This window comes from Pseudoalteromonas sp. B62 (assembly GCF_037162565.1).
Classification (GTDB): domain Bacteria; phylum Pseudomonadota; class Gammaproteobacteria; order Enterobacterales; family Alteromonadaceae; genus Pseudoalteromonas; species Pseudoalteromonas fuliginea.
The window spans coordinates 2,327,504-2,352,600 of sequence record NZ_JARLVB010000002.1; the positions used below are offsets into that span (position 1 = coordinate 2,327,504).

The following is a 25,097-nucleotide window of genomic DNA, read 5'->3' on the forward strand; positions in this document are numbered from 1 at the left end:
GAGCGGTATATGTCAATTACTTTAATCAATGAGTTGCAATGCAGTTACGTATGTTTACATGCGCCTTATGAACACGTTTTAGCGCAATGCGAAAAATTTATTATTCCTGCTTTGAAGTCAGTAAATGATAATTTTGTGCTAAAAGTTAGAGCGAATACCTTAGGAGTTAATGTTTGCTATTGGATAGATGATGCTAACCAAGAAAATACATTTGATGTGCATGGTCTGTTAGTTACCAAACAACCTATTGATTTAGCACTTAAGCTTAATCAAAATGTTGGTGTTTTAACTGATTGCGAAACATTATTTAAAAGCTGTTCAATAATGTCAGCGCACACTCATGAGCTGTATGCTTTTAATTTTAGATTATACGAAAATACTTGTAATGAATTTCTACAACTCGAGGACTTACGACACTTAAATAGTCATTCTCTAATGCGAAAGCTGGATACTAACTTTTTAAAAAATAGTATAAAACTTTATGCTATTGGTAAAGTTGATGAACTAAATAAAGACATAGAATTATCAGGCAATGTGCTTGGATGGCCCTTTTTTGATACAGACTTGGTCGCTATTCGAACTTCATTGTATGCCCAGAAACGCTTGTCTGTATTAGTTGCTGACGATAGCTTACCAAGTCAAGTAGCGACTAAAGTGATGCTTGAAATGCTCGGTTGTTCGGTAACATGTGCAGATAACGGTGCTAGTGCATTAACGCTAGCTTTAAATAATCAATTTGATTTACTGCTTTTAGATGAATGTATGCCAGAAATATTTGGCAGTGATGTAGCGCAGCAGTTAGTAAGCAAAAGTACTTTAAATACTGATACACCAAAAGCTATCTTGTCGGGTCTCACAGATGATGTTCAAATAGCAAAATTATTTAAAAAAGGCATTACGCATTATTTACAAAAACCAGTCACAAAAGCGGATCTGGAAAAATTTATTAAGCCTTGGCAGCTTAATTAAATTAGCCGGCTAATAATACCAACCTGCATAAACCTTTGATCAATTTAACGAATTAAATTGCACTATAACGTTGTTAAAAATTTTTTATTTAGAACAACTAGATACAAAAATTTTTGCCTAGTTCTAGCGTAATTTTCTTAACGTTAAATAGACCCCATATATAAGCAGGTTGGTATAAGTGAGTTTTTACAAATGAGTGCAATAAAACTACATAACCTGAACTCTGGTTAAGAGATTTACTAACATATTGAAAACATACTAGCTTAGCTTAGTTAACCATGGCTGCCAAAGCGGGAGTGAGAGCTGAGTTAGTGTGTTTTCAATATGAGTTAATTTTTCAGATGCCTTGTGCATCTCACCTTGCTCTATATTTATTAAATAAAGTTGATATATAGCAAAGGTGTTAGGGACTGTAGCGGTGTTACAAATTTTGTTTAGTGCGTTTAAAGAAACCGCGAATTTTGAACTGTTCCCAGTTTTTCGGTAAATAAATAATGAGATACACAACAAGCTCGGTAGTGCAATATCTTCGTCACTTACTAAGGCAATACTCTGGGCTATAAGTTGCTCTGCAAATACATAGTTTGCGTTTGTGCAATGAATAGCGGCTAAGTATCCTTTTGATACCGCAACACAGCGATTATACCCAGATAGATTGGCTACGTTTAGTGATTCAGCGCAAAGTGTATACGCTAATTCAATATCGCCTTGTAACAAATAACACGCGCCGAGCAGCTGTAAAGCGGTACTCTTAAATAGATTCTTTTCTATTGAATCGGTTGTTATATCACATTCGTTTAAGCATAAATTAGCTGATTGGATTGCAGCGTTTATATCACCAGAATATAAATAGAAAAGTGCATTTGTGCTGTAATAGTGAGCCTTCTCTTGGTTCGCGTGTTGTAATGTGGCATTACATATTACTAAGTAATGGTGTGACCTTTTAAACTCACAAGAGAATAGTAAAGTAATTGCAGTGCCTAAATTAGCAGAAAACACTAACGGAAGATCATTCACTTTAATTGCTTTATTAAGGCCTTTATCAAAATATTGTAGTGCTTTTTCATATTGACGATGAATAAGCGCGGCATAACCAAGTTTAATATAGAAGTTGGCCACAATAGCGCTTGGTAATGCGGAGTGAAATGTTGATTTAATTAAAGAAATAGCGAGCTTAATCTTGTTGCTTATCATTAGTTCATACAAAAGCCCATCGTTATGCAATTCATTTACTAAAATATCTCGGTTCTCTTCACTCGGGTAAATATCCACTTCTGAACGGGCAATCAAGCTTCCTTTTTCACAATTTAAAGCACTTGCAAGCTTATTTAAATTACTCAGACGTATTCTTGTAACTGAGCCATTAAGCCATCGAGTAAGGGTTTTTTCGCTTACACCTATTTGATTGGCAAGCCATAAATGTTTTATCGATTGCTCTATTATATATTGCTGTAATTGCCCTCGATTTAGAAGGGCAGTTTTTGAATTGTTCAATTTTCACTCTTGTAAGTCGGTATTAAATATTTTACGGCTTAGGAGGTATTTCAATTCTGACAAAAGGTTTCCTAACGCAATACTTAAAATGTCCGGTTATGTCCGTGGATTAATTTGGGTACGCTTAATATCATATATTGAACACACCCTTGGAGCAACAAAGTGTCGTTTTAAGGTCAACTCAATATTGGATAATAAAATGAAAAAAATAATCACACTTAGTGCATTCACATTGTTAATGAGTAGTTTTACTACACATGCCAATGAGGCTCAAATAAGAATGGGCGTTGAGCTTGGTACAGGAAAAATAAAAGTAGATAAAGATTTTGCAATTTTAAAAGAAGATTTTGACACCGACGGGTTTTCGCTTGGTTATATACTCGGTTATAAGTTTGAAAACAATGTAGTCACAGAGGCTAATTTAGCCTATACATCAAGTGATGTATTATTTGGTACTTTTGATAGTTACGAAACGTATGAATTTAAGGCAATGGTAGGGTATTCATTTGATTTAGCAACACACTTTAGGGTTGTGCCAATGGTTGGGTTATCGCGCTGGGAATTAGACACTAAACAAGGGTTTTTTAAACCCAGGCTCTGAGGCAAAAGAGGAATTTTCAGGAACTGATTTTACTTATAAAGTAAGATTTGAAGTACCGCTGGGTGATTTGGTTTTACTTTCACTTTCGTATGCGAGTACTGAAGTTGAGTTCGGCCGCAATGAAACAACTCAATTGGGTATATTATTTGAGTTTTAAAGCTCGTAGCTAAATGGCGAGTAGCCTCGCCATTACTGACTATGTAGATTGATATTACATAGATTCGAGCGTTTTACCGCGTGTTTCTTTTATGTATTTAACAACAAAAAATATACTTATAAATGCCGATAACGCATAAAAGCCATAAGCGCCAGCAAGGCCAATATTGGCCAGCATAATAGGGAAGGTCATGGTAATGGCAAAGTTAGCAATCCACTGCGCACTAGCCGCAACAGCAAGCGCTGCCCCACGAATACGGTTATTAAACATTTCGCCTAATAATACCCACACAATTGGGCCCCAACTTAAGCCAAAAAATACCACAAATAAGTTAGCCATAATAAGCGCAAACGTACCCATGTTATCGCTAAGTGCAAGTTTGCCTGCTTCATCAAGGCCTGCACTGCCAAATATATAAGTAAGCGCGCTTAAGCTCATAAACATACCAATACTGCCGACTAATAGCAGTGGTTTACGGCCAATCTTGTCAACTAGGGCAATGGCAATAAAGGTTGATACAATATTAGTAGTGCCTGCGAGTACATTTATAAATAACGATTGCGACTCGTCAAACCCAGCGGCTTGCCAAAGCTCTGAGCCGTAATAAAATACTACGTTAATACCCACAAATTGCTGAAATACACTCAGTGCCACACCCACCCAAACAATTGGGTGTACTTTTTTACTGTTATCAATAAATAAATCACGAATACTTGGCTTTTTATCGCTATGCAAAGAGCCTTTAACATCGCTTATTTGCGCATCAATATTGTCGTTCGATATTTTACTAAATACCGATTTTGCATCATCCACTTTACCTTGCGCCACTAAATAACGAGGCGACTCCGGAATAAACAAAACACCCACTAAAAATAACACAGCAGGCACAAGCTCAGCCCAAAACATCCAGCGCCAAGCGGCTATATCAAGCATTAAAATATTTTGCGCGCTGCCTGCTGCATCAGCAATTAAGTAGTTACTTAAAAAAGCAGCAAATAAACCCAATACAATAGCGAGTTGTTGTAATGTAGCTAAACGACCACGTAGTGCTGGTGGCGCAACTTCAGCAATGTAAGCTGGCGCCAATACCGATGCAGCACCAATACCTAAACCACCAAATAAACGGTAAAAAATAAACTCCACAGAGCTTTCGCTAATGCCCGAACCAAAAGCACTAATGGCAAAAATAATCGCAGTGATGATCATAATTGCACGGCGACCAAACTTATCAGCCAGCGGCCCCGCAGCAAGTGCACCTAGGGCGCACCCTAATAACACAGACGCTACATTAAAGCCCGTAGCCACACTGCTTGAATTAAATGCATTACCTAGCGCCGACACTGTGCCGTTAATAACGCCCGAGTCAAAACCAAATAAAAAGCCACCAATAGCAGCCACAGCCGATATAAATATTACGTAAAAAAGAGAGGTGTGTTCAGCTGTGTTGGCTGAGTTGGAAGGCGGTGTGTGCGTTGTCATTATATGCCCTGAAAGTTAAATTAAGTTCAAAGGAGCATAATATCGTAAAGCGTTATGGCTGAATACATTTGTGCAGATACAAAGGGTTTGGCGAGTATAAATTAAGTTGTTTTTAAAGGTTTCAACTTAATGGCTTTAATTTAAAGGTATTAGCTTACCGGCGTTACTTTAAAATTAAGTTACTGCCTTTTTAGATAACACAGACTGAATTTTAATAAATAATATGCTTTGTATAGGAAGTGCCTGTTGGAACAATATTACTGATCTGTACCTTTAAGTGTGCTTTTGCAATTACATAAATTGATTGGAAGTTAGGTAATTGTTTACAAGTGATTATTTGGTGGTTAAGGTAAATGCATTGAATATAGGAACATTGTCGGTTTATAAAACGACAAATATCGTAGCTAAAGTTGTTAGTAAGCAATTGTACATGGAGTGTAAATGCCTAGAGTTGATAAAAGGGTCCTATTATTAGATTTCTTCCGAGAAAAAGAAAAAGAGAAAGATGGAAGATCTTTTACTTTTCAAGAAGCAGCTGAAAAAACAGGTTATAGCCCTAAGAGCGTTAATAAATATATATCCGAAAAGCTGAAAGGAAAATTTATATTTAAATCTGAAAAAGGTGGCTGGGTTTCTGAGGGATGTTCTCAGCTATCAAATGACGATTTTGTCCGTTTAATGTCACAAAGTACGGCTGCAAAAGTACTAACGCCAGATGAGAAAATTTATCAAAAGCTAATAAAACGTAGCCTTGATGCATTTACACTTGCTTTAGAAGTTTATAATCGCCCAAGCTTAAGTAATCGAGTTGAAGCTTTTGCTATTATGATGGTTAATTCTTGGGAGTTATTTTTAAAAGCTGAAGTTTTAGATTCTTTAGGTCATGAGAAGGTTTTTTATTCCAATGGTAAAAGTATTAGTATCTCAGATGCTTTACCGCTGCGATTACAAAATAATGACCCCGTAAAAAAGAACATTGAAACATTAATTCAGCTAAGAGATCATGCTACTCATCTTCTTATACCTGAATTACAACCTCAACTATCACGACTTTTCCAAGCTAATGTTTTAAATTACCAAGAACGTTATAAAAATCAAATGGGCAATTCCCCACTATCAGGACAAAGTGTGGGAATGTTGAGTTTAGTCATTGATGGACCAGAACCTGAAATAGGCGTTATAAAAGAATCATATGGTGAATTAACGGCCAAAGAAGTTTTAACTTTTTTAAAACAGTTTGAAGAAACTAGTAAAGATGTTGATTCTGATAAATATACAATATCAATCGATTATAAGCTTAAGTTATCTAAAAAAACGGATGAAGCTGATCTCACTTTGAGTACAGGTGTAGACGGGCAACAGGCAGTGATAATCACTACAGCAAAAGACCTGAATGCTACTCACCCGTATACTACTAATTCTGCAATCGAGCAAATCAACCGAGATCAGTCTGAGTTAAAAGTTACGTCTTACTCGTTTCAAGCAGTACTTTTTAAGCATAAAATTAAGGCAAATAACAACTCTGAATATCACAACTACACAGATATCCATCGATATTCTGCTAAATTTGTAAACTGGTTTGTAAATAATCTAGTTAAACAAAACAACTGGTTAAAGAGTGCTGTTGATTCATATAAGAAACGGTGAAGTTGCTCGTTTCTCGCTGGAACCCCAAAACTGCGTGGCGATTTAGTTTTGGTGCTTCGCCAAACTATAACCAAATTGGCGCTAAGTTTTGGTTGCCCATAAGCGGGCTTTACGTGTTTAGGAGTGAAATTTGACTTTTATATGTATTGGTATAGTAACTTTGATTCTTACTTACTACGCTCAAATCAAAGCCGGTGATAAGTGGAACAATTTTTTAGTTTACGTATTTTCTGGTTCAACGTATTTTTGTGCTTATATTTTAATCGACATTGAGACTGATGTGTTCGACATTGTTTATAGTATTTTTTCGATATTTTTTATATTTTCAACGTTATTTGTTACTTTGCTAATAAAACCCGATAAGTCTAGATAAATATTATTGATATAACACATAACAAATAGTTAAGCGTTACCAATCGCTAATCCATAGCTAGCTTAAAAGTATTTTTAGCACTATTTATAGTGCTAAATCTTGCCCAGTTCCTGCTTCACGCTTCAGAGTTATTAAAGTACTCTTTTTGCAATTCTATAGTAAGCGCTTTAGGGCGAATACCTTGTACTAGGCTGTATACTTCTTCTTTTGTGTAACCTGCCGAATTTAAAATAAGCGCAGCGACCAACCCTGTGCGGCCTGTACCGCCTTTGCAATGTATGGCAATGGTTTGTTTGTGTTGTATGGCCTGTAATATGTCGGTTTTGTGGGTGTTCCATCTTGATATAAAAGGCTGTTTTGGTGCTTCGTCGTCATTTATAGGTAAATGAAACCAGGTTATATCGTGTTTTTTGCACTCATTATTAATTGTTTCTACGTTGTTTTTTTCAAGCTCCTTTTGCGGCATAAGTGAAAGCAGCATGTGAGTTTTAGCAGCTTTTAATGTAGCGATTGAATCAGCTAGGTTTTGTGTTTTTGTGCCTGGGCAAGGCGTAAAAATAATATTTGCGCCGTTGTTGAGTGATAAAATATCGTATGGGTGCGCGCTCATGGTAAGTCCTTTATTTTTAATGAATTTGCTTTAATAAGCTCACTATAGCGTGTTTTAGTTACAAGTTTAAGATTGAATAATAAGCACAAATGCTAGATACTGTTTTTATATACAGTTATGGCGGTATTATGAAAAAAGAATTACCAGCAAAATACTATTTAGCGCATTTTAGAGAGCTTATTGAGTTTGTAACAAGTAAATGTATGCATTTACTTGAGCCCAAGCACCGCGAACTTATTAGTAAAATTAACCAGCTAGATGAGCAAAGCCAATGCATGTTGGCGCGTGTGTACTCGCGAAAGCCTTATTTGGTGAAGGCGCAATCGCTTAATTATGAAGAAATAACCTCGCCGCATCAGGCTATTTATACGCTAAAAAAAGCCGGCATTTTATTTGAGCCAAACGAGCAGCATTACCAGCAGCTTTTAGCGCACTTAACTAAGCCTTCTTTGGTTGAGTTGCTAAGTAGTTATAGTGAGCAAATAAGCTTTAAAAAAAGCGCCGCTAAAGGCGCGCTGGTGGATATTGCGCGTGAGTTTTTTAAAGCATGCCCAAAAGAGCTTGCGCCACTTTATAGCCAGTATGTAATTAACAACCGCAGTGATTACTACGAGTATTTTGAGTTTTTATTTGCAGGCAAACTAAGCAGTGGTGATGTGAATCATCAAAACCGTTTTGTAATGCGAGACTTAGGCTTAACCGCTACGCGCGAAGGACACAGCGAGAGCTTGTCGCGTTTTGAAACACTTGACGAAGCGCAATCAAACTATTTATTAAACCGTTACCGGTTAGCATTTAAAAATATTACAGATGAGAGCGATTACGTCGATTTAGCGTCGCAGGTTTTAGTGCAAGCTGCACATGGTGCAATTGCCGTTGTATTGAAAAACAAACTATTAGTTAGGCTTTATAGGCAGCTAAAAACAGTTGATAGCGAACTTGCTTTTAGCTTACTTGAAGGGTGCGTGGATGATAGCGAAGCACAAGAAATTCAAATAAGAGAGCAATACAGGCTTGGCAATAAAGAGTGGGTAAAAGCTCGATTAGAAGCCATTATCGAAAACCCACTTACTGATGATTTACTGTATTTTGCTGACGATTTTTTAATGCGTAAGTTTAATAAAAAAACACGTTCGCGTTTAAGTGCCATGCTTGCCGACACTCAGTGCGTGCTAGAAATTGATGAACTGTACCGAGGTGAAGTAGAGCAGGGCGTAAACGATTATTATACTCGCCAAGGTATGGCTGTATTTAATACCGAAAACACGCTTTGGCAAAGTTTGTTTGGTTTAGTATTTTGGCACGAGTTATTTGTGGAGTCGCCTTATCCGCCATGCAATGAGTTTGATATTTATCCGCAAGTATTAAGGCTTGGTAATTTTTATGAAGCGCAGCAAACACAGATAAATGAGCGCTTAGCTCAGTGCCAAACGTCGCAAGCATTACTTAACTTAGTATGCAAAAATGCAGCGCAATACTTTGATCAACCTAACGGTTTGTTTAGATGGCGCAGCAATTTATTAGAGCCACTAGAAGCACTTATTTTAAACAGCCCACTTGAGGCATTAATTACTCATTTAACGGCTATGAGCAAACATTATTTACAGCTAAAAGACGGCTACCCCGACTTAATGGTCATTAATAATGGTCAAGTACATTTTGAAGAGGTAAAAGCCCCTGGCGATAAGCTTAGGCGCAACCAACTTACCACCATAGATAATTTAAAAAATGTGGGCTTTACGGTACACATTGCCGCAGTTAAGTGGTTTGTAGACCCAAACCGTGTTTACAGCATCGTTGATATAGAAACCACGGGCGGCTTAAAAGGCGGTAACCGTATTACCGAAATAGGCCTTGTAAAAGTGCAATACGGTAAAGTAATTGATAATTGGACGAGCTTAGTTAACCCCGAGCGCCATATACCCGGCTTTATTACGTCACTAACTGGCATAAGCGATAACATGGTACGCAACGCGCCTGTATTTGCCGATATAGCCAAGCCGCTATTAGATAAACTCGCAGGCAGTATTTTTGTAGCCCATAACGTTAATTTTGACTATGGCTTTATTAAAAAAGAATGCGAGATGGCAGGGCACTTTTTTAAAATGCCAAAAATGTGCACCGTGGTTGAATCGCGCAAAGCGTTTAAAGGTTTAAAGTCGTATTCGCTTGGCAATCTCTCATCGCATTTTAATTTAAATTTAACGAGCCATCACCGCGCATTGGCCGATGCAACCGCTACTGCTGAGTTGTTGTTACTTATTCAGCAATCCCAAATTAGTGAATAAGCAGTAAATCTTGACGCAAGAAGTAGTATGCAATTTTAAGCACTTAGCTTACTTTAGCTAAGTGTTTTTTTCGTGGTAAAAATCCAGTTACAAGCATCGTACCTATAATTACAAATAATGCGCCGAGTAACGTATTTGGCCCAATTTGCTCATCTAAAATTAAATGTCCCCAAAAAATGCCAAATAGTGGAATTAAAAACGTGACTGTTAACGCCGATGTAGGGCCTATATCGTCGATTAATTTAAAAAATAAAATATAAGCAAGTGCGGTACACACTACTCCTAATACGAGTACACCTAGCATAACGTTGGTGCTTGGTATTTCTCGTATTGGCATAAATAAGATAAGCGGTAATACCATAAAGCTTGAAGCCCACATTGAGCCATGGGCGTTATCAAATGGGGCCAGTTTAGGCGCGTTTTTAGTGTAATGCGATGCAATGGCATAGCAAAGTGATGCGCTTAATGCTGCTACTATGGCTAAAATTGATTGGCTATTTAATACAAAATGATTTTGCCCAACAAGTATTGCAACACCTATCAAACCAAGCAGTAAACCAAGCACCATACTTTTTGTGGGCTTTGTTTTTGTCCATAAAATTCCAACTACAACACCCCATATTGGTGTTGTAGAATTTAAAATAGAGAGTGTGGATGCACTAATAGTTTGGGCTGCGTAAGCAAAAAATAAAAACGGCAGAGCAGAATTAAACGCGCCTATAATAAAAAAGTGTTTTTTATGCTGGATAAACGCTAAACGGCGTTTTAAATACAAAGCAACAATAAATAAAGTAACTGCAGCAAAGCCTACTCTAAACTCAATTAATACTGCAGGCCCCAAGCTGTTAGCTGCCATTCGCATAAATAAAAAAGAAGCGCCCCAAATAGCGGCCAAAAAAACAATCGTAGTAAGCTTGCTAAGGTCATGATAGTACTTTAATTATACTGGTTAGCTTTTAGAGTAACAGGGTTTATAAATGGTGTAAGCCATATTCGGAACTGACACATAAAAATAATAAACCAAGGTTAATAAAGAAAAGTTAATTGTGAGAAATACGAAGAGACTGTAACTACCTATCCAATTGAGCATGCTAAATAAAGTTAACTTTCGGTTCGCTTCTTTTTCAAAGTCGCTTTTAACTATTTCAAGTGCTTTTAGTACTTCTTCTGGAGCAACATCGTGTTGCTCTAATATCATAATTAAATCTACTGCAAGTTTAATGTATGTTGGAGCTTGATCAAGTGGGTTGGTCATGGTGCTTTTTCTTTTTAGAAATTTGACTAATAGCCACATCAATCGCAGTTTGTACGCGTTCTTCCATATGTGTACGTTCGGCTTGTGGTAAGTAAAATGCCATGTCTACGTCATAGCGAATATATCTTGGTGGCAGTTGGTTTAGTACAGTACAGCAAAAGTCAGCCATTACATCTTCGTTGTATTGTCTATCAAGTTTTCTCTTAATTATTTCTTCTAGGACAATTTTTTCGTAAAAGTTGTGTATATCGTCATGTAATCGCATATTCCTATCACTCTTTGTTAATCCATTTAATTGAGTTTATACCAAGGCTTACTATAAATCGATAGCGGCTTTAAATAGTTGTTTATGTACATTAACTAATGAGGTTAAATTACGTTGATAACCACCGCCAAGGCTGCACATGAGTGGTATTTTCTGTTGTTTACAAAAATTGAGAACAAAAAAGTCACGTTTATATACGCCATTGAGCGATACATTTAATAACCCTAACTCATCTTTTTCGTAAATATCTGCGCCAGCATTATATAAAATAATATCGGGGTTATGAATACGCACGCAAAAATCGAGTGCTTGTTTTAATGTAGTGAGGTACTCAGCGTCGGTTGTTTTAGCGGGTAATGCAAAATCGTAAGTGGATTGCTGTTTATTACGAGGGAAATTTTGCTCACAATGAATTGAGCAGGTAATAATTTGGTCATGATTTTGAGTGATTTGTGCTGTGCCATCGCCTTGGTGTACGTCGCAATCAAAAATTAAAACAGTGTCGGCTTGCTCTGTATTTATTAAATGTGCTGCTGCAATAGCTAGATCGTTAAAAATACAAAAACCGCTACCGTAATCACTGTATGCATGATGATAGCCACCACTTAAATTAGCCGAAAAACCATGTTTTAGCGCGTGTTCACTACTTTGGATGCTTGCCCCAACTGATAGTAGTGTGCGCTCTACCAATTCATTTGAATAAGGAAAGCCCATTTTTTTTATGGCTTTATTGCTAAGCGTGCCGTTTAAAAAGTTATTTATATAAGTTTGATTATGGCACAGCGAAAGCTGAGCAGGCGTTGCTTTTATAGGTGAAGTAAAATTATTGGGCGTTAAGCCTAGTCCTTCAATTTCTGCTTTAAGCTTTTGGTATTTTTGTATTGGAAAACGATGGCGCTCAGGAAGCGTTAAAGCAGAATATAGCGGGTGGTAAAAAAGCTGCATTAGCGTAATTGTTGTTTTTCGACTTGTTGAATTTTATCTTCGGTGGCAGAAATTGCTTTTCTGCAGCGGCCTAATCGAGCGTGTGTGCTTAATATTTCAAGGTTAAGCTTTTGTGCTTTAGCAGGCGAGGCTTTATCCATTTGCATTTTCCGCTCTTCAATCATGAGCACTAAACGGCGTTCAAACTCATGGTTTTGTTTTAATTCGTCGTAAAGCTCATGCGACGATTGCATTATTTTTTGTACCGCTTGCTTGTAAACAGTTTGCTTAGGGCGTGGTTTATAATGGCTTTTATTCTCTTTAACCCAAATAGGCGTTGATTTAATAACGTTGAATACAGCTTGTACTTGAGCTGCAATACGTTCAAGTGCGTAGGTATAAGCATGGCGATGCTCACTTGGCGGTAATCTTGACACTTCATCTTCTATTTCTATTACGTAATCGACTAGGTTCATGCTCTTTGTGCTAAAAACTGCGCGGTCAAACAAGCTAGGTTGCGCTTGCATGTAACGGTTTTTAGAAAAAGTTTAGCTTTATCAAATTGCTCAGCTTGTTGTTTTAGCGTTGTAACTTGTTGGCGTAGTTTATCTAAAGCCATTGAATGCATATTAAAAGTAAGCCTCATAAATTAGTTTTAATGCTAAAAGTATAACCATAGTATTAAAGACTGGACGAATAAATTTGCTACCAAAACGTATTGCTGAATGCGCCCCAAGCCATGCGCCTAGCATAATAAAAAAGCCCATTGTTATGCCAAGTAAAAAGTTTACATGGCCGAGTGCTACAAAGGTTATCAACGATATAAAGTTAGAAACAAAGTTCATTGAACGCGCTAAGCCACAGTTAAGTAGCAGGTTCATTTTGTAAAGCATGCCATTGGAGGCAGTCCAAAAAGTACCCGTACCTGGGCCTGCTAAACCATCAAAAAAGCCTAATGCTAAACCTTGTAGCCATTGTTTTATTTTCATCGTTTTGTTTAGTTTAGGAAGTTTATTACCTTCGGTGGTACTTAAATTACCAAATAAACTATAGCCAGCAACTAAAATAATAATAATTGGAAGTAGTTTGTTTAAAAAGTCGATACTTAAATGATCAACAATAACAGTACCTATCAATGCACCTATTGCGGTAGCAATAATAGAGGCAGCCCAAAACTTAGGACTAAATAAGTTCTTTTTATAGTATGTATAGCTTGCCGTTAACGAGCCAAAACTTGCTGCTAGTTTATTGGTGCCTAATGTTAAATGTGGAGGTAAACCAGCAGTTAATAAAGCGGGTACAGTTAACATGCCACCGCCACCGGCGATAGCGTCTATAAAACCTGCGGCAAGTGCAACAGCACATAAAACAGCCCAGGTTGTTGGATCGAGTGCGAGTTCAAACATTAATAATCTATTTGTCTTTTAAAAGGTGGTAGGGTGTCGAGCATGGCTTTACCGTATCGCTTAGTAACTAAGCGCCTATCGAGAATAGTAATACAGCCTTCATCACTCTCTTTTCGCAGCAGTCTACCACAGCTTTGTACCAATTTCTTTGCGGCGTCTGGCACGGTAATCGTTAAAAACGGGTTACCGCCTTTGCTTTGTACAAATTCTGCTTGCGCTTCTTCTATTGGCGAAGTAGGTACAGCAAATGGAATTTTAGTAATTATTAAGTTCTCTAAATATTTACCAGGTAAATCAAGACCTTCCGAAAGGCTTTGTGTTCCAAATAAAATACTGCCTTTGCCTTCGTCTACACTTTTGGTGTGTAATTTAAGCAACGCTTCTCGCGACATCTCACCTTGTACTAATAAGTTAAAACCTTTTGTTCTAAGAAACTTTGTTACATGGTCCATTTGCCAGTAAGAAGCGAATAGTACAAGGTTCGCTTTTTTATCATTTAAGTACTCTGGTAAAGTTTTAGCTAAGTGATCACTAAAGTCTTTGTCGGTTGGTTCTACCTTAGATACCGGAATACGTAAAGTCGCTTGTTTGGGGTAATCAAAAGGAGAAGGTACTTTAATAAATTTAACGCCTTCTTCTTTGGCAAGCCCTGTTTCGTAAGCAAAGTGATCAAACGAGCCCAGTGCACTTAATGTAGCAGAGCACAAAACAGCGCCTGCGCATTCGCGCCATAATTTATCTTTTAAATAATAACCGACCTCGATAGGGCAGTCGCTTAATAAGTGATCGTGATGGCTTTTATATTCAAGGCGTTTTATCCACCGTGCATGAGGAGCACCTTCCCCCTTTTTTGCGTAACTAAACCATAGTTTGTTTAGTTGTTCTAACCGGTTTATGTATTGGCCACTTTCGCCTAGTATTGGGTCGGCAACGTAAGGTTTTATGTCGCCATCGCTAACATCTTGGGTAAGGGTGTCGTGCATTTTGTTTAAACAGCGCAGCGCATCTTGCGTGGCTTCGCTTATGTCTTTAGCTTTACTGTGCAGCGATTCTGGGATTTCACCGTGCTCAAAGCGGTAGGTATCGTCTTTTGAGTATTCAAAGTCGGCATTATCAAGAATATCGCGAACTACTTTTAAGTCTTTATTTGCGTCGTTAATACTGTCGCAAAGTTTAAAGTTTTGCCCAATAGCTCTTTGCCCTACTAAAACCTTCGCCATTTTCCCGCTAAACTTGGTGAGCTTATCAAGCCATTCTATTGTACCTTTTATTGTGGCAGCAGCAGATGAAAAATCGCGTGTTATATGTGCTAAATGGTGCGCTTCATCAATAACGTAAATGGTATTGTCGGGCTCTGGTAAAATTTTACCGCCGCCTAAGTCTAAATCGGCAAGTAGTAATGAGTGATTAATTACCAGTACGTCCATTTGCATTAATTGGTTACGAGCAAGCTGAAACGGACACGTTTGATGGGCCTTCATTTGGCGCTGACACGAATGTTTATCGCACGCTATTAAGTTCCACACTCTGTCGGGTACAGTATCGGCCCAGCTGTCTCTATCGCCTTGCCACTTTTTATTCACATAGGCGTTATATAGCTCATTTAAACACTTGGTTTCCATTGCGCTCAATGGTGAAGTAAGTGTTGGCATAAAGTCCATTTGTGTTTGGCTATCGCCATTAACAGCATTATGCAATTTGTGAGCGCAAATATAACGATGACGACCTTTTACCAAATCAAATTTAAAGTCGAGGCCTGAATGCTTTTTAAAAAACGGGAGCTCTTTTGCTATTAATTGTTCTTGCAGTGCAACGGTTGCGGTAGAAATAACTAGCTTCTTTTTTGTGCCAAGGCCAGTGGTAATGCACCTAAACAATAGGCAAGAGACTTACCTGTACCGGTGCCTGCTTCAATAACGCATATACGTTGTTTTTTGTGATAGTCGCCTGCGAGTGTTTTTGCTATTTCGGCAACAAGGTAGTTTTGGCTGCTGCGCGGACGGTAATCAGTTAGGTTATTAGCCACATGCTGGTGTACTTGCCTAATTGTTTTTTTTAGTGAGTCAGAAAGCATGGGATGATTTACCTAAAGTATGTATATAATTACAGTGTATATATTAAGTGGGATCGTACGTTGACACAAGCAATCTATCAGGGCTTTATTTTATCAAGGCAACAATACTCGCCTAAGAGTAAGCGTGGGATCACGCTTTGCTACTGGCTCGTATCAGAGCATGGCCCAATTAAAGTACTAATTGAAAACCAGCAAGCTGTTTTTTTTATCCCACAAGATGAACACAATTTTGCACAAAGCATACTAAATAAAGAAAATATAAGTGTTAATTTTAAAACGGTAGAAATGCGCCATTTTAGTGGTGTTGTGTGCATAGGCTGTTATTTTAATGATGTAAGTAACCTTTACAAAGCACGCACATTACTTGAAAAGCACATAAGTATATACGAAGCGGATATACGCCACAGCGATCGTTTTTTAATGGAACGTTTTATTAAAGGTGGTGTATGGGTTACGGGTGAAGTATCTCAAAAAAACGGCTTTATTTTAATTAGCAATGCTAAATTAAAAGCGAGCCCTGAATATACACCCACGCTGAAATCGCTTTCATTAGATATTGAGTGTAATGGTGAGGGCGTATTGTTTTCGGTTGGGCTGGTAGGAAATGGCCTTGATACTGTATTAATGATTGGTGAACCTCAACAGCATAATCAGCCATTTAATATTGATTGGTGCTTTGACGAGATTAATCTACTACAAAAGCTACAGCAGTATATCAATAATAATGATCCTGACATTATTGTGGGTTGGAATGTCATTGAATTTGATTTTACAGTGTTAAACTCTCGGGCAGAGGCACTAGGGGTAACGCTTAATTTTGGCCGAGATCAGCAGCCTTTAAATATAAAAACAGGGCATTACACTCGCCTCACCTTACCTGGGCGAAGCGTTATAGATGGCATTGATACCTTAAAAAATGCCACTTATCACTTTGATAACTATTCGCTTGCGAATATTTCTTATAAAGTCCTTGGTGAATCTAAACTAATTCAGGCAGATAATCGTTTAAGTGAAATTGTTCGTCAATTTAATGAAGATAAGCTCAACTTAGCAGCTTATAACCGACAAGATTGTATACTCGTTAAGAGGATTTTTGCAGAGTTACAACTCTTTGAATTTGCAATAGTGAGGACTCAGTTAACCGGTCTTGAGCTTGAGCGAATGGGCGGCTCGGTTGCTGCATTTACTAACTTATATTTGCCATTACTACATCGCAGCGGGTATGTAGCACCAAATTTAGGTGATCACGGTTTATCTTTTGAAAGCCCTGGTGGGTATGTAATGGAGTCAGTGCCTGGGCTTTATAAAAATATACTTGTTTTAGATTTTAAAAGCCTATATCCCTCAATCATGCGAACTTTTTGTATTGACCCTCTTGGGCTTATTAAAGGATTAGATTCACCTGAGAATGCAATTGAAGGGTTTAACGAAGCCGTTTTCTCACGAAATGAACACCACTTACCATCGTTAATTAAGCATTTAACACATACACGACAAAGGGCAAAAGATACAAATCAGCCAATGTTATCGCAAGCTATAAAAATAATAATGAACAGCTTATACGGCGTACTTGGCTCTAAAGGGTGTCGATTTTACGATCCGAGGTTATCGAGTTCAATAACATTACGTGGGCATGAAATTATGCAAACAACCCGTAAATGGATTGAAAAGTTAGGTTATGAAGTTATTTATGGCGATACAGATTCTATTTTTGTAAAAGCAGACGATCAGCTAAGTGCTCTGAGTTGCAATCAAATAGGCAAAGATTTAACGATCTATATTAATAATAAATGGAGCTGCGATATTAAAGACCGTTTTGGGCTTACTAGTTATTTAGAAATAGAGTTTGAAACCCACTATAGCCCATTCTTTATGCCAACAATAAGAGGTAAAAAAACAGGTTCAAAAAAACGCTATGTAGGACAAATTATAAAAAATGGGATGCCTGAACTTATATTTAAAGGAATGGAAACCGTACGCAGCGATTGGACCGAATTTGCACAAGAGTTTCAAAAAGAGTTATTCAAAACTTTATTTAATGAAAAATTTGAAATAAAACAACTTCACGAGATTATAAGTGACTACACCAAAAGATTGTTCGCAGGTGAATTCGATGAAAAGTTAATATACCGTAAAAAGTTAGGACAAAATCTAAATGATTACGTAAAAAATGTTCCTCCCCAAGTGCAAGCGATTAAAAAGTATAAAGCTAGTAATCCTGATTTTGAAATTAAACGAGGTCAAATTATTGAATATGTTTATTCTGATGATGGGGCGCAATTATACAATGGTTCAAATAATTTTAATTATTCGGTTTACATACAAAAACAGCTAACTCCTATCGCCGAAATGGTACTTGATGCCTTGAATTTGAAAGAAATTGAATATCAAGGGGCTCAACTTTCATTTTTATAATTACTTTACAGTTTTCGTATTTAAATAGTCATATTTTTTGTATGAAATTCAATCTGATTTAGTGTGGGATGAAGTGTTTTTCTCTTTTTTTGTTAAAATTTATGATTCCCTCATGTTGTTTTGTTAATAATTTCCTGTTTTATGTAATTTAAATTGAACCTTTTTACTTTTTTTCTTCTTTTAAAACAGTTGGTTATGCCTTTGTGTTTTTCTAAGTGATTGATATTTAATTGTGTATCTAAGCTTTTTTGTAATTTAAAAGGGTTTAAGGTTAATTGATTGTTGACGTTGTTGTTTCACTGGTATTATCATTCATCACACAATTGTAGCGTTTGGTAACACTTTGCCACCACGCTAGATTGAAAATTATAATTAATAAAATGTATTCTTGGGAGAATCAAATGTTAAATAATCAAGTAACAAAAGCTGTTCGCTTAGCGATTGCTTTTGGTGCAGCATCAACAGCTGCATTTTCAGCAAGTACAATCGCTGCTGAAGAAGGCGTAGAAAAAGTAGAACGTATTCAAGTTACAGGCTCACGTATTAAACGTACTGACATTGAAACCACAGTTCCAATTACTACTATTGGACGTGCTGATATCGTAGCTATGGGCGCAATTAATGTTTCTGATATTTTAAACCAGTCTCCTGTAACAATTGCTGGTGCAGACCAATCTAATTCATCATTTAGCACTTCAGGCGTTGGTCTTAATACAACATCACTTCGCAACCTGGGCGAATCAAGAACTCTAGTACTAGTTAACGGTCGTCGTTTTGTATCTGGCCGGTCACCTTCGAGCGGTTACGCAGTTGACTTAAACTCTATTCCAGCATCAATGATTGAGCGTATCGACATACTTAAAAGCGCATCTTCTGCTGTTTATGGTACAGATGCTGTTGCAGGTGTAGTTAATATCATTACTCGAAATAACGTGGAAGGTGTTGAAGTTAATGCTCAAACAGGTATTTCATCTGAAGGCGACCGTGAAAAATATTCATTAAGTTTAACTGCTGGTAATAGCTGGAACACAGGTAATGTAACTGCATCATTTGGTTACGATGATGACAAAGGTTTAAAGCCAGCTGACCGTGATTTCTCTGAGTTTGATGAAGCAATTTTATTAGATGATAATGGTAACGAATATGTAGATAAAGTATTTTCATCTTACCCACCACAAGGGCGTATTGGTGCTTTTAATGGTGACGGTACAGCTTATCAAGGTTTAGCTGGGGGTGAAGCTTTCAACCGTGCTGCTTTTCGTCAACTTGTTACACCTCTAGAAAGAAAATATGCAGCTTTAAATATAAAGCAAGACATTAATGATGAGGTTCGCTTTTTTGCTGAAATGAACTGGAACTCGTCAAAAACTTACGGTTCAACAATTGAACCAACACCGTTCGCGACTAACGATGTGTTTATCCCAGAGCGAGGTGGGGTAGGCGGTATAAAACTAAGCAACCCTATGATTCCTGATTTGCTACGTCAAAACTTAATGGCTGCTGACCCTGATCTAACAATGGATAGTAATATTCCAAATATGGTTCGTCGTATGGTTGAGTTTGGTGCTCGTTCGACAGATTTAGAACGAGATACTATCCGTATTGCAACTGGCTTTGACTGGTTTATAAATGACGATTGGTCTTTGAATACTTATGTTTCTTGGGGTAAAACAGATCAACGTCAAGACAGTGGTGGTCAAGTAAATATTGAAAGAGCTGCGAAAGCATTTGATGTGGTAGAGAATGCAGACGGTACACTTCAATGTGCTGACGACCTTGCTATTCTACAAGGTTGTGTGCCGCTTAACCTGTTTGGTGCAGGCACTGTGACTCAGGAAGCTGTTGATTATATTAAAGTTCCTGCAAAAATCGCTGGTCAAACTGAACAGTTCATTGTTTCAGCATCATTAGTTGGTCAATTACCAATAGAACTACCAGGTGGTTTTGTAGGTGTTGCATTTGGTGCAGAGCATCGTTTAGAAAGTGGTTTCTTCAACCCAGGTGATTTAGCTCAAACAGGTGCTTCTAGTACTAATAAGTCACTACCAACAGATGGTAGCTATTATTCAAACGATTACTACGCTGAAACTATTCTACCAATACTTGACAATCTTGAGGTTGATTTAGCCGCTCGCTACTCAGATCATGAAATTGTTGGCGGTCAAACAACATGGAATGCAGGTATCCAGTATTCTCCGTTAGAGACATTAAAATTCCGTGCTTCAGCAGCAACAGCTATCCGTACTCCAAATATTGCAGATTTATTTGGTGGACGTGGTGAAACATTTGCTGGTGTTACGGACCCTTGTAGCGGTGTAACTGCTTCTGATGTTGGTAATGCAGCCCAAAACTGTCTGTCTATTCCTGAAGTTGCTGCGCGTGTTGCAGCTGATGGTAAATTTGAGCTTACGCAAATAGAAGCGCAAAGCGCAGGTGGTTTTGTTGGTGGTAACGAGAATGTTAAAGAAGAAACCGCTGATACATACAGCGTGGGTGTAATCTGGCAGATGACAGAAGAGCTTTCTTTAACTGTCGATTACTACGATATATCTGTTGAGGATGCAATATCCACCACTAGCCGTACTACTGTACTAAATCGTTGTTTTGATGTTAGTTCAGCTAACTTTGACCCATCTTGTGGTGGTAATGCATTACGTGATGCGAAAGGTGCATTAGTAGAAGTTAATTCAGGTACTGGTAATGAAAATAATATCGAAACTTCAGGTGTTGATATTGAATTAGCATATAAAATAGACACAGAGTATGGTGCTTTTGGTGCTAACTTAATTTGGAACCACTTAAGTAAATACGATACAACTGGTATCGAAAGCGGGGAAACAGTTGAATACGCTGGTGAAGTACTCACACCAGATAACAGAGCTAACTTAAACCTAACTTATGGTATGGAAGACTTAAACGTTTCATGGCGTATGCGCTACTGGGATCGTTCTGTAGATAGTGTTGAAGGTGCTAACTTTAACTACACTGATTTTACACCGTTAGAGAAGTATAATAACTTCCCATCAGTTGTTTATCATGATGTATCAGCAGGTTATAACTTTACAGATAGTACAAGTGTTACATTAACAGTACGTAACTTGTTCGATAAGCAACCACCAGTTGCTAACCAAAGTTCATCAAATGGTGGTACAGGTATTAACACAGTATCAGAAGCTTATGATGTAACAGGTCGTTACTTACAGTTAAATTTAACTACTAAATTTTAATTAATTGTTAAAATTTGAAACCGCGATATCTATCGCGGTTTTTTTATTTTCTTCTTTTGTGTATATTGTTGATAGCAAATAATTTATACCATAGTCATTTCAAAAGAATCCGCCTATACTAAAACAGAATATTAAAGTAAATCTAACCAAATAAATTTAGCGAGATATAGATGAAAGAAGTCCGATCTTTTATTAAAACTGCATCATTAGCTGAGCTTGAGAAAGCACAGCAGTTGATTGGTGATGCAATTTCAAAATATACCCAGCAACAAAAAGCAAAACAGGAAGTTTTGGAACTTTTAAAAGAAAAAGGACTTACGCTAGAAGATTTACAAGATGGAGCATCTGACAAACGCACCAAAGTTAAGCCTAAGTACCGCATGGAACTGAATGGTGAGACTATTGAATGGACTGGCCGTGGCCGTCGTCCTAAAGCGTTTGAAGGTGTTGAGCTTGAAAAGTTTTTAGCTTAAAGCTAAATATAAGAGAAGCTTCGGCTTCTCTTTTTTGTTTACCCCTCAATAAAATATAATTAAAGTTTAAAACTCCTAGCTATTATTTGCTAAAATCTCCTCACTCAAACCTATTTGTTTTCCCATGAGCTATAAACTAAGACCTTACCAGCAAGAAGCCGTAGAACGCACCGTTTTACACTTTAGAAAGAGCAATGATCCTGCCGTTATTGTACTACCAACCGGTGCAGGTAAGAGTTTGGTTATTGCTGAACTTGCCCGTATTGCTAAGCAAAAAATATTAGTGCTTGCTCATGTAAAAGAGCTTGTAGAGCAAAATTCGCAAAAATATAAAAGTTTTGGTTTAGAGGCGAGTATATTTTCAGCGGGCTTAAAAGAAAAATCATTAAGCCATCAAGTAACCTTTGCCAGTGTGCAATCACTTTCCCGTAATTTAAATAAATTAAATGAGCATTATTCATTACTTATTATTGATGAATGCCACAGGGTAAATGGGGATAAAAAAGCCAGTACGGAAAAGTAATAAGCAGTTTAAAAGAGTATAACCCTCAGTTAAAAGTATTGGGTTTAACAGCAACACCTTATCGGTTAGGAATGGGGTGGATATACCACCACCATTATCATGGTTTTGTTAAAGGGACTAAAGAAAGTCCGTTTAAAAGTTGTATTTTTGAATTGCCGCTCAGGTATATGATCAAACATAATTATTTAACGCCGCCAAACGAAGTTGATGCAGCAATTAGCCATTATGATTTTTCGTCCTTAGATAGCAATGCATTTGGGCAATATACGACTGATGATATTAATGCGCTTTTAAAAAACAGTGAGCGCGCAACGAAAGCTATATTACAGCAAGTAATTCAATACAGTGAAGAGCGCGAAGGTGTTATGGTTTTTGCCGCTACGGTAATGCATGCTCAGGAAATATTAAGCTACCTACCAGCTCATCAAAGTGCACTTATAACAGGTGATACGCCAAACACTGAGCGCGATAAAATCATTAAGCAATTTAAAGCTAAGCAATTAAAGTATTTAGTTAATATTTCGGTATTAACTACAGGATTTGATGCGCCACATGTCGACTTTATAGCTATTTTAAGACCTACAGAATCGGTTAGTTTATATCAACAAATTGTGGGGCGAGGTTTAAGGTTATCTGAATCGAAAACGGATTGCTTAGTAATAGATTATGCCGGCAATGGTTTTAATTTATTTCACCCTGAAGTAGGTGACAAAAAAGGCGATAGTGATAACGAGCCTGTACAAGTGCTTTGCCCAGGTTGTGGGTTTGCGAATATATTTTGGGGTAAAACAGACTCCACTGGCAAAGTAATAGAGCACTTTGGCAGGCGTTGCCAAGGCCTATTAGAAGATGATGATGGACATAAAGAGCAGTGCGATTATCGTTTTAGGTTTAAAGAGTGTGAGCAGTGCGGTGCCCAAAATGATATTGCTGCACGTAAATGCCATGATTGCGGCGCGGTAATGGCCGACCCTGATGATAAGTTACGTAATGCATTAAACTTAAAAGACGCACTTGTGCTTCGATGTAGTGGGTTATCGGTAACTCAAATTAAAGATGAGCTTATTAAAGTAACGTATTTTGATGAAGATGGTGCAAGTTGCGATGAAGTATATAATCTCGCAAATAAAGGCGGGCAATTTATATTTAATAAGCAATTTGGTCAACGTGTGGGGCTTGGGCAAACACCTATTAATTTTAAAACTGCAGAGCAAGTAGTAAACGCACAATTTGAATTAGTACCACCGGATTTTGTTATTGCACGAAAAAGCAAAAAATATGGTTGGAAAGTAGCTGATAAGCTATTTGACTATAAAGGGGGTTTTAGAAAGGCAAATCAGTTAAGCCGCTAAGCTTAACTGATAGAGTACATTGAACTAAAAGGCAATTAAGCTTCTTCACCGTCCATTAGTCCCCAGCCGTCACCGTATCCATTAAAGCTATTAGCAATGCTTTCAATGTATTGCTCTGCTTGTCCTAAAAGAGTGTGCTCTGGCACCATTTGTACTTGAGTGATTACTTCCCAAACGCCAGTGTCTTTACATTTTTCAAGTTCAGCCTTTTGAACTAATGCATCAGAGACTATTTCTTTAGCAAATTTTTCAGCATCGGCTTCTTGTTCAAATAAAATAAAAAAATCGACTTGGTGCATTTTATTTAAATCAATGCCAGCAGCGGCTATTTCGGCTAAAAGTTGGCCGTTATCATCATCAGGGAATTGCATTAAAAACTCATTTAAAATTAATTTTTTATTCGTAGGCACTATTGTAACTAAAATATTGTCTTAACGCGTACTAATTTTAATTATGCTGATATTTATTCAAAGCCTAGATTCAAATTGTAAGTGCATAACTTGTTTTGGCTAGATTAAGTGGTCAGTTGCTCATAAGCTAACTACTTTTTCTCCGGCAAGAGATTTTACAATGAGACATTACAAACAACTGACCTATGAGCAAAGATGCCAGATCGCTGTTCTAAAGAAAAGCTGTTTTACGCAACAAAGTATTGCTGAGCTAACTAATTTATCGCAATCTACGATTTCAAGAGAGCTTTCTAGAAATACAGGCAAGCGAGGTTACAGATACAAACAAGCTCATGAGCGGGCTTTGTCTCGCCGAAGAAGTGCAAGAAAACCACTTAAGATGACACCTGAAATGATGGCTTTAATTACCCAGAAGCTTAATGAGAAGTGGAGTCCTGAACAAATAACGGGATGGTTGCGCAAGGAAAATGAACAATCTGTCAATCATGAATGCATTTATCTATATATCTGGGAAGATAAAAAAGCAGGTGGTGAGTTATACCTACATCTGCGACGACACGGTAAGAAATATCACAAGCGCAGTCATGGTAAGACAAACCGAGGGCAAATAAAAAATCGCGTTAGCATTGAAGAACGTCCACAAATAGTTGATGAGAAAGGCCGTATCGGAGATTGGGAAATAGATACCGTCATAGGTAAAGGTCATCGAGGCGCCCTTGTTACCATTGTACAGCGGGTCACCCAATTCACTGTATCAACTCAGGTGGCAGGCAAAACAGCACAAGCCGTCACTGCGGCGACGATAGAACTATTAAGGCCATATAGGTCAGCACTTCATACCATCACGGCTGACAATGGAAAAGAGTTCGCTTATTACGAGCAAATCACAGAGGCTTTAAGTGTTCCTGTTTATTTTGCTCACCCTTATCACTCATGGGAGCGCGGATTGAATGAAAACACGAATGGATTACTACGTCAGTATTGGCCGAAGAGCACAGATTTTAAGGCGGTAACACCAGCGCAAGTTATACCAGTACTTGAGCAACTTAATAATCGTCCGAGGAAGACACTTGGATTTGAAACGCCTGCAAAATTGATGCAGGATCACTTGGCGGCTAAAGCCGCCTAAACGTTATGCACTTCAGATTTGAATCC

At 37.7% G+C, this 25,097-nt stretch carries 15 protein-coding genes and 5 pseudogenes; 9 read left to right on the forward strand and 11 right to left on the reverse strand.

Annotated features, from left to right (window positions below; genetic code table 11):
- Positions 1-9: 9 nt before the first annotated feature.
- Positions 10-969, forward strand: coding sequence for a response regulator (locus P4S71_RS14980; protein WP_232224765.1), 960 nt, complete (start codon positions 10-12; stop codon positions 967-969).
- A 258-nt stretch (positions 970-1,227) separates the two neighbouring features.
- Here the strand turns inward: P4S71_RS14980 and P4S71_RS14985 are convergent, their stop codons facing one another.
- Positions 1,228-2,463 (reverse strand): helix-turn-helix domain-containing protein, encoded by a 1,236-nt coding sequence (locus P4S71_RS14985; protein WP_337150927.1) that lies wholly within the window; start codon positions 2,461-2,463, stop codon positions 1,228-1,230.
- Positions 2,464-2,662: 199 nt separating this feature from the next.
- Between P4S71_RS14985 and P4S71_RS14990 the strand changes: the two genes are divergently transcribed.
- A complete protein-coding gene (locus P4S71_RS14990) occupies positions 2,663-3,064 on the forward strand; it encodes an outer membrane beta-barrel protein (RefSeq protein WP_337150928.1) in 402 nt (133 codons plus the stop codon).
- Positions 3,065-3,275: 211 nt separating this feature from the next.
- Here the strand turns inward: P4S71_RS14990 and P4S71_RS14995 are convergent, their stop codons facing one another.
- The gene (locus P4S71_RS14995) at positions 3,276-4,700 is read right to left on the reverse strand and encodes a sugar porter family MFS transporter (RefSeq protein ID WP_337150929.1); all 1,425 of its coding nucleotides are present in this window, start codon (positions 4,698-4,700) and stop codon (positions 3,276-3,278) included.
- A 441-nt stretch (positions 4,701-5,141) separates the two neighbouring features.
- Between P4S71_RS14995 and P4S71_RS15000 the strand changes: the two genes are divergently transcribed.
- Positions 5,142-6,347: a DUF3644 domain-containing protein gene (locus tag P4S71_RS15000; protein ID WP_337150930.1), complete on the forward strand. Its 1,206-nt coding sequence runs from the start codon at positions 5,142-5,144 to the stop codon at positions 6,345-6,347.
- A 488-nt stretch (positions 6,348-6,835) separates the two neighbouring features.
- On the opposite strand, the gene P4S71_RS15005 is transcribed toward P4S71_RS15000, so the two are convergent.
- A complete protein-coding gene (locus P4S71_RS15005) occupies positions 6,836-7,330 on the reverse strand; it encodes a phosphatase domain-containing protein (protein ID WP_007378176.1) in 495 nt (164 codons plus the stop codon).
- Positions 7,331-7,419: 89 nt separating this feature from the next.
- Between P4S71_RS15005 and P4S71_RS15010 the strand changes: the two genes are divergently transcribed.
- Positions 7,420-9,618, forward strand: a complete 2,199-nt coding sequence (locus tag P4S71_RS15010; protein ID WP_337150931.1) for an exonuclease domain-containing protein — start codon at positions 7,420-7,422, stop codon at positions 9,616-9,618.
- A 43-nt stretch (positions 9,619-9,661) separates the two neighbouring features.
- Here P4S71_RS15010 and P4S71_RS15015 read toward each other — a convergent pair.
- The 7 genes and pseudogenes from P4S71_RS15015 to dinG form a co-directional block, all read right to left on the reverse strand.
- Positions 9,662-10,545 (reverse strand): annotated as a pseudogene (locus P4S71_RS15015) (DMT family transporter).
- A 190-nt stretch (positions 10,546-10,735) separates the two neighbouring features.
- Positions 10,736-10,873 (reverse strand): annotated as a pseudogene (locus P4S71_RS15020) (DUF2496 domain-containing protein); the annotation flags it as partial.
- On the reverse strand, positions 10,857-11,138 hold the full coding sequence (locus P4S71_RS15025; RefSeq protein WP_007378180.1) for a late competence development ComFB family protein: 282 nt from the start codon (positions 11,136-11,138) through the stop codon (positions 10,857-10,859). The pseudogene P4S71_RS15020 and the gene P4S71_RS15025, both read right to left, overlap by 17 nt.
- Before the next feature lie 51 nt (positions 11,139-11,189).
- Positions 11,190-12,083: a histone deacetylase family protein gene (locus P4S71_RS15030; protein WP_007378181.1), complete on the reverse strand. Its 894-nt coding sequence runs from the start codon at positions 12,081-12,083 to the stop codon at positions 11,190-11,192.
- Positions 12,083-12,690: pseudogene (locus P4S71_RS15035) on the reverse strand (primosomal replication protein). Before P4S71_RS15035 ends, P4S71_RS15030 begins: the two are co-directional and overlap by 1 nt.
- Before the next feature lies 1 nt (position 12,691).
- Positions 12,692-13,468 carry a sulfite exporter TauE/SafE family protein gene (locus P4S71_RS15040; protein ID WP_337150932.1) on the reverse strand — a complete coding sequence of 259 codons (777 nt, stop codon included), beginning with the start codon at positions 13,466-13,468 and terminating at the stop codon, positions 12,692-12,694.
- Positions 13,468-15,542, reverse strand: a pseudogene (dinG, locus tag P4S71_RS15045) (ATP-dependent DNA helicase DinG). The gene P4S71_RS15040 and the pseudogene dinG overlap by 1 nt, the downstream one beginning before the upstream one ends.
- Before the next feature lie 60 nt (positions 15,543-15,602).
- On the opposite strand from dinG, the gene P4S71_RS15050 reads away from it, so the two are divergent.
- The 4 genes and pseudogenes from P4S71_RS15050 to P4S71_RS15065 all read left to right on the forward strand — a co-directional run bounded on the left by P4S71_RS15050 (position 15,603) and on the right by P4S71_RS15065 (position 23,532).
- Entirely contained in the window at positions 15,603-17,957 is a 2,355-nt protein-coding gene (locus tag P4S71_RS15050; RefSeq protein ID WP_337150933.1) for a DNA polymerase II, read from the forward strand.
- Positions 17,958-18,358: 401 nt separating this feature from the next.
- A complete protein-coding gene (locus tag P4S71_RS15055) occupies positions 18,359-21,184 on the forward strand; it encodes a TonB-dependent receptor domain-containing protein (protein ID WP_033028266.1) in 2,826 nt (941 codons plus the stop codon).
- A gap of 170 nt (positions 21,185-21,354) precedes the next feature.
- Positions 21,355-21,657 (forward strand): H-NS histone family protein, encoded by a 303-nt coding sequence (locus P4S71_RS15060; protein ID WP_033028267.1) that lies wholly within the window; start codon positions 21,355-21,357, stop codon positions 21,655-21,657.
- A gap of 124 nt (positions 21,658-21,781) precedes the next feature.
- Positions 21,782-23,532 (forward strand): annotated as a pseudogene (locus tag P4S71_RS15065) (DEAD/DEAH box helicase).
- 35 nt (positions 23,533-23,567) lie between these two features.
- On the opposite strand, the gene P4S71_RS15070 reads toward P4S71_RS15065, so the two are convergent.
- Positions 23,568-23,903, reverse strand: coding sequence for a ribonuclease E inhibitor RraB (locus tag P4S71_RS15070; protein WP_165744040.1), 336 nt, complete (start codon positions 23,901-23,903; stop codon positions 23,568-23,570).
- Positions 23,904-24,102: 199 nt separating this feature from the next.
- Here P4S71_RS15070 and P4S71_RS15075 point away from each other — a divergent pair, with 199 nt between their 5' ends.
- A complete protein-coding gene (locus P4S71_RS15075; protein WP_337150934.1) occupies positions 24,103-25,071 on the forward strand; it encodes an IS30 family transposase in 969 nt (322 codons plus the stop codon).
- Positions 25,072-25,097: the final 26 nt, after the last annotated feature.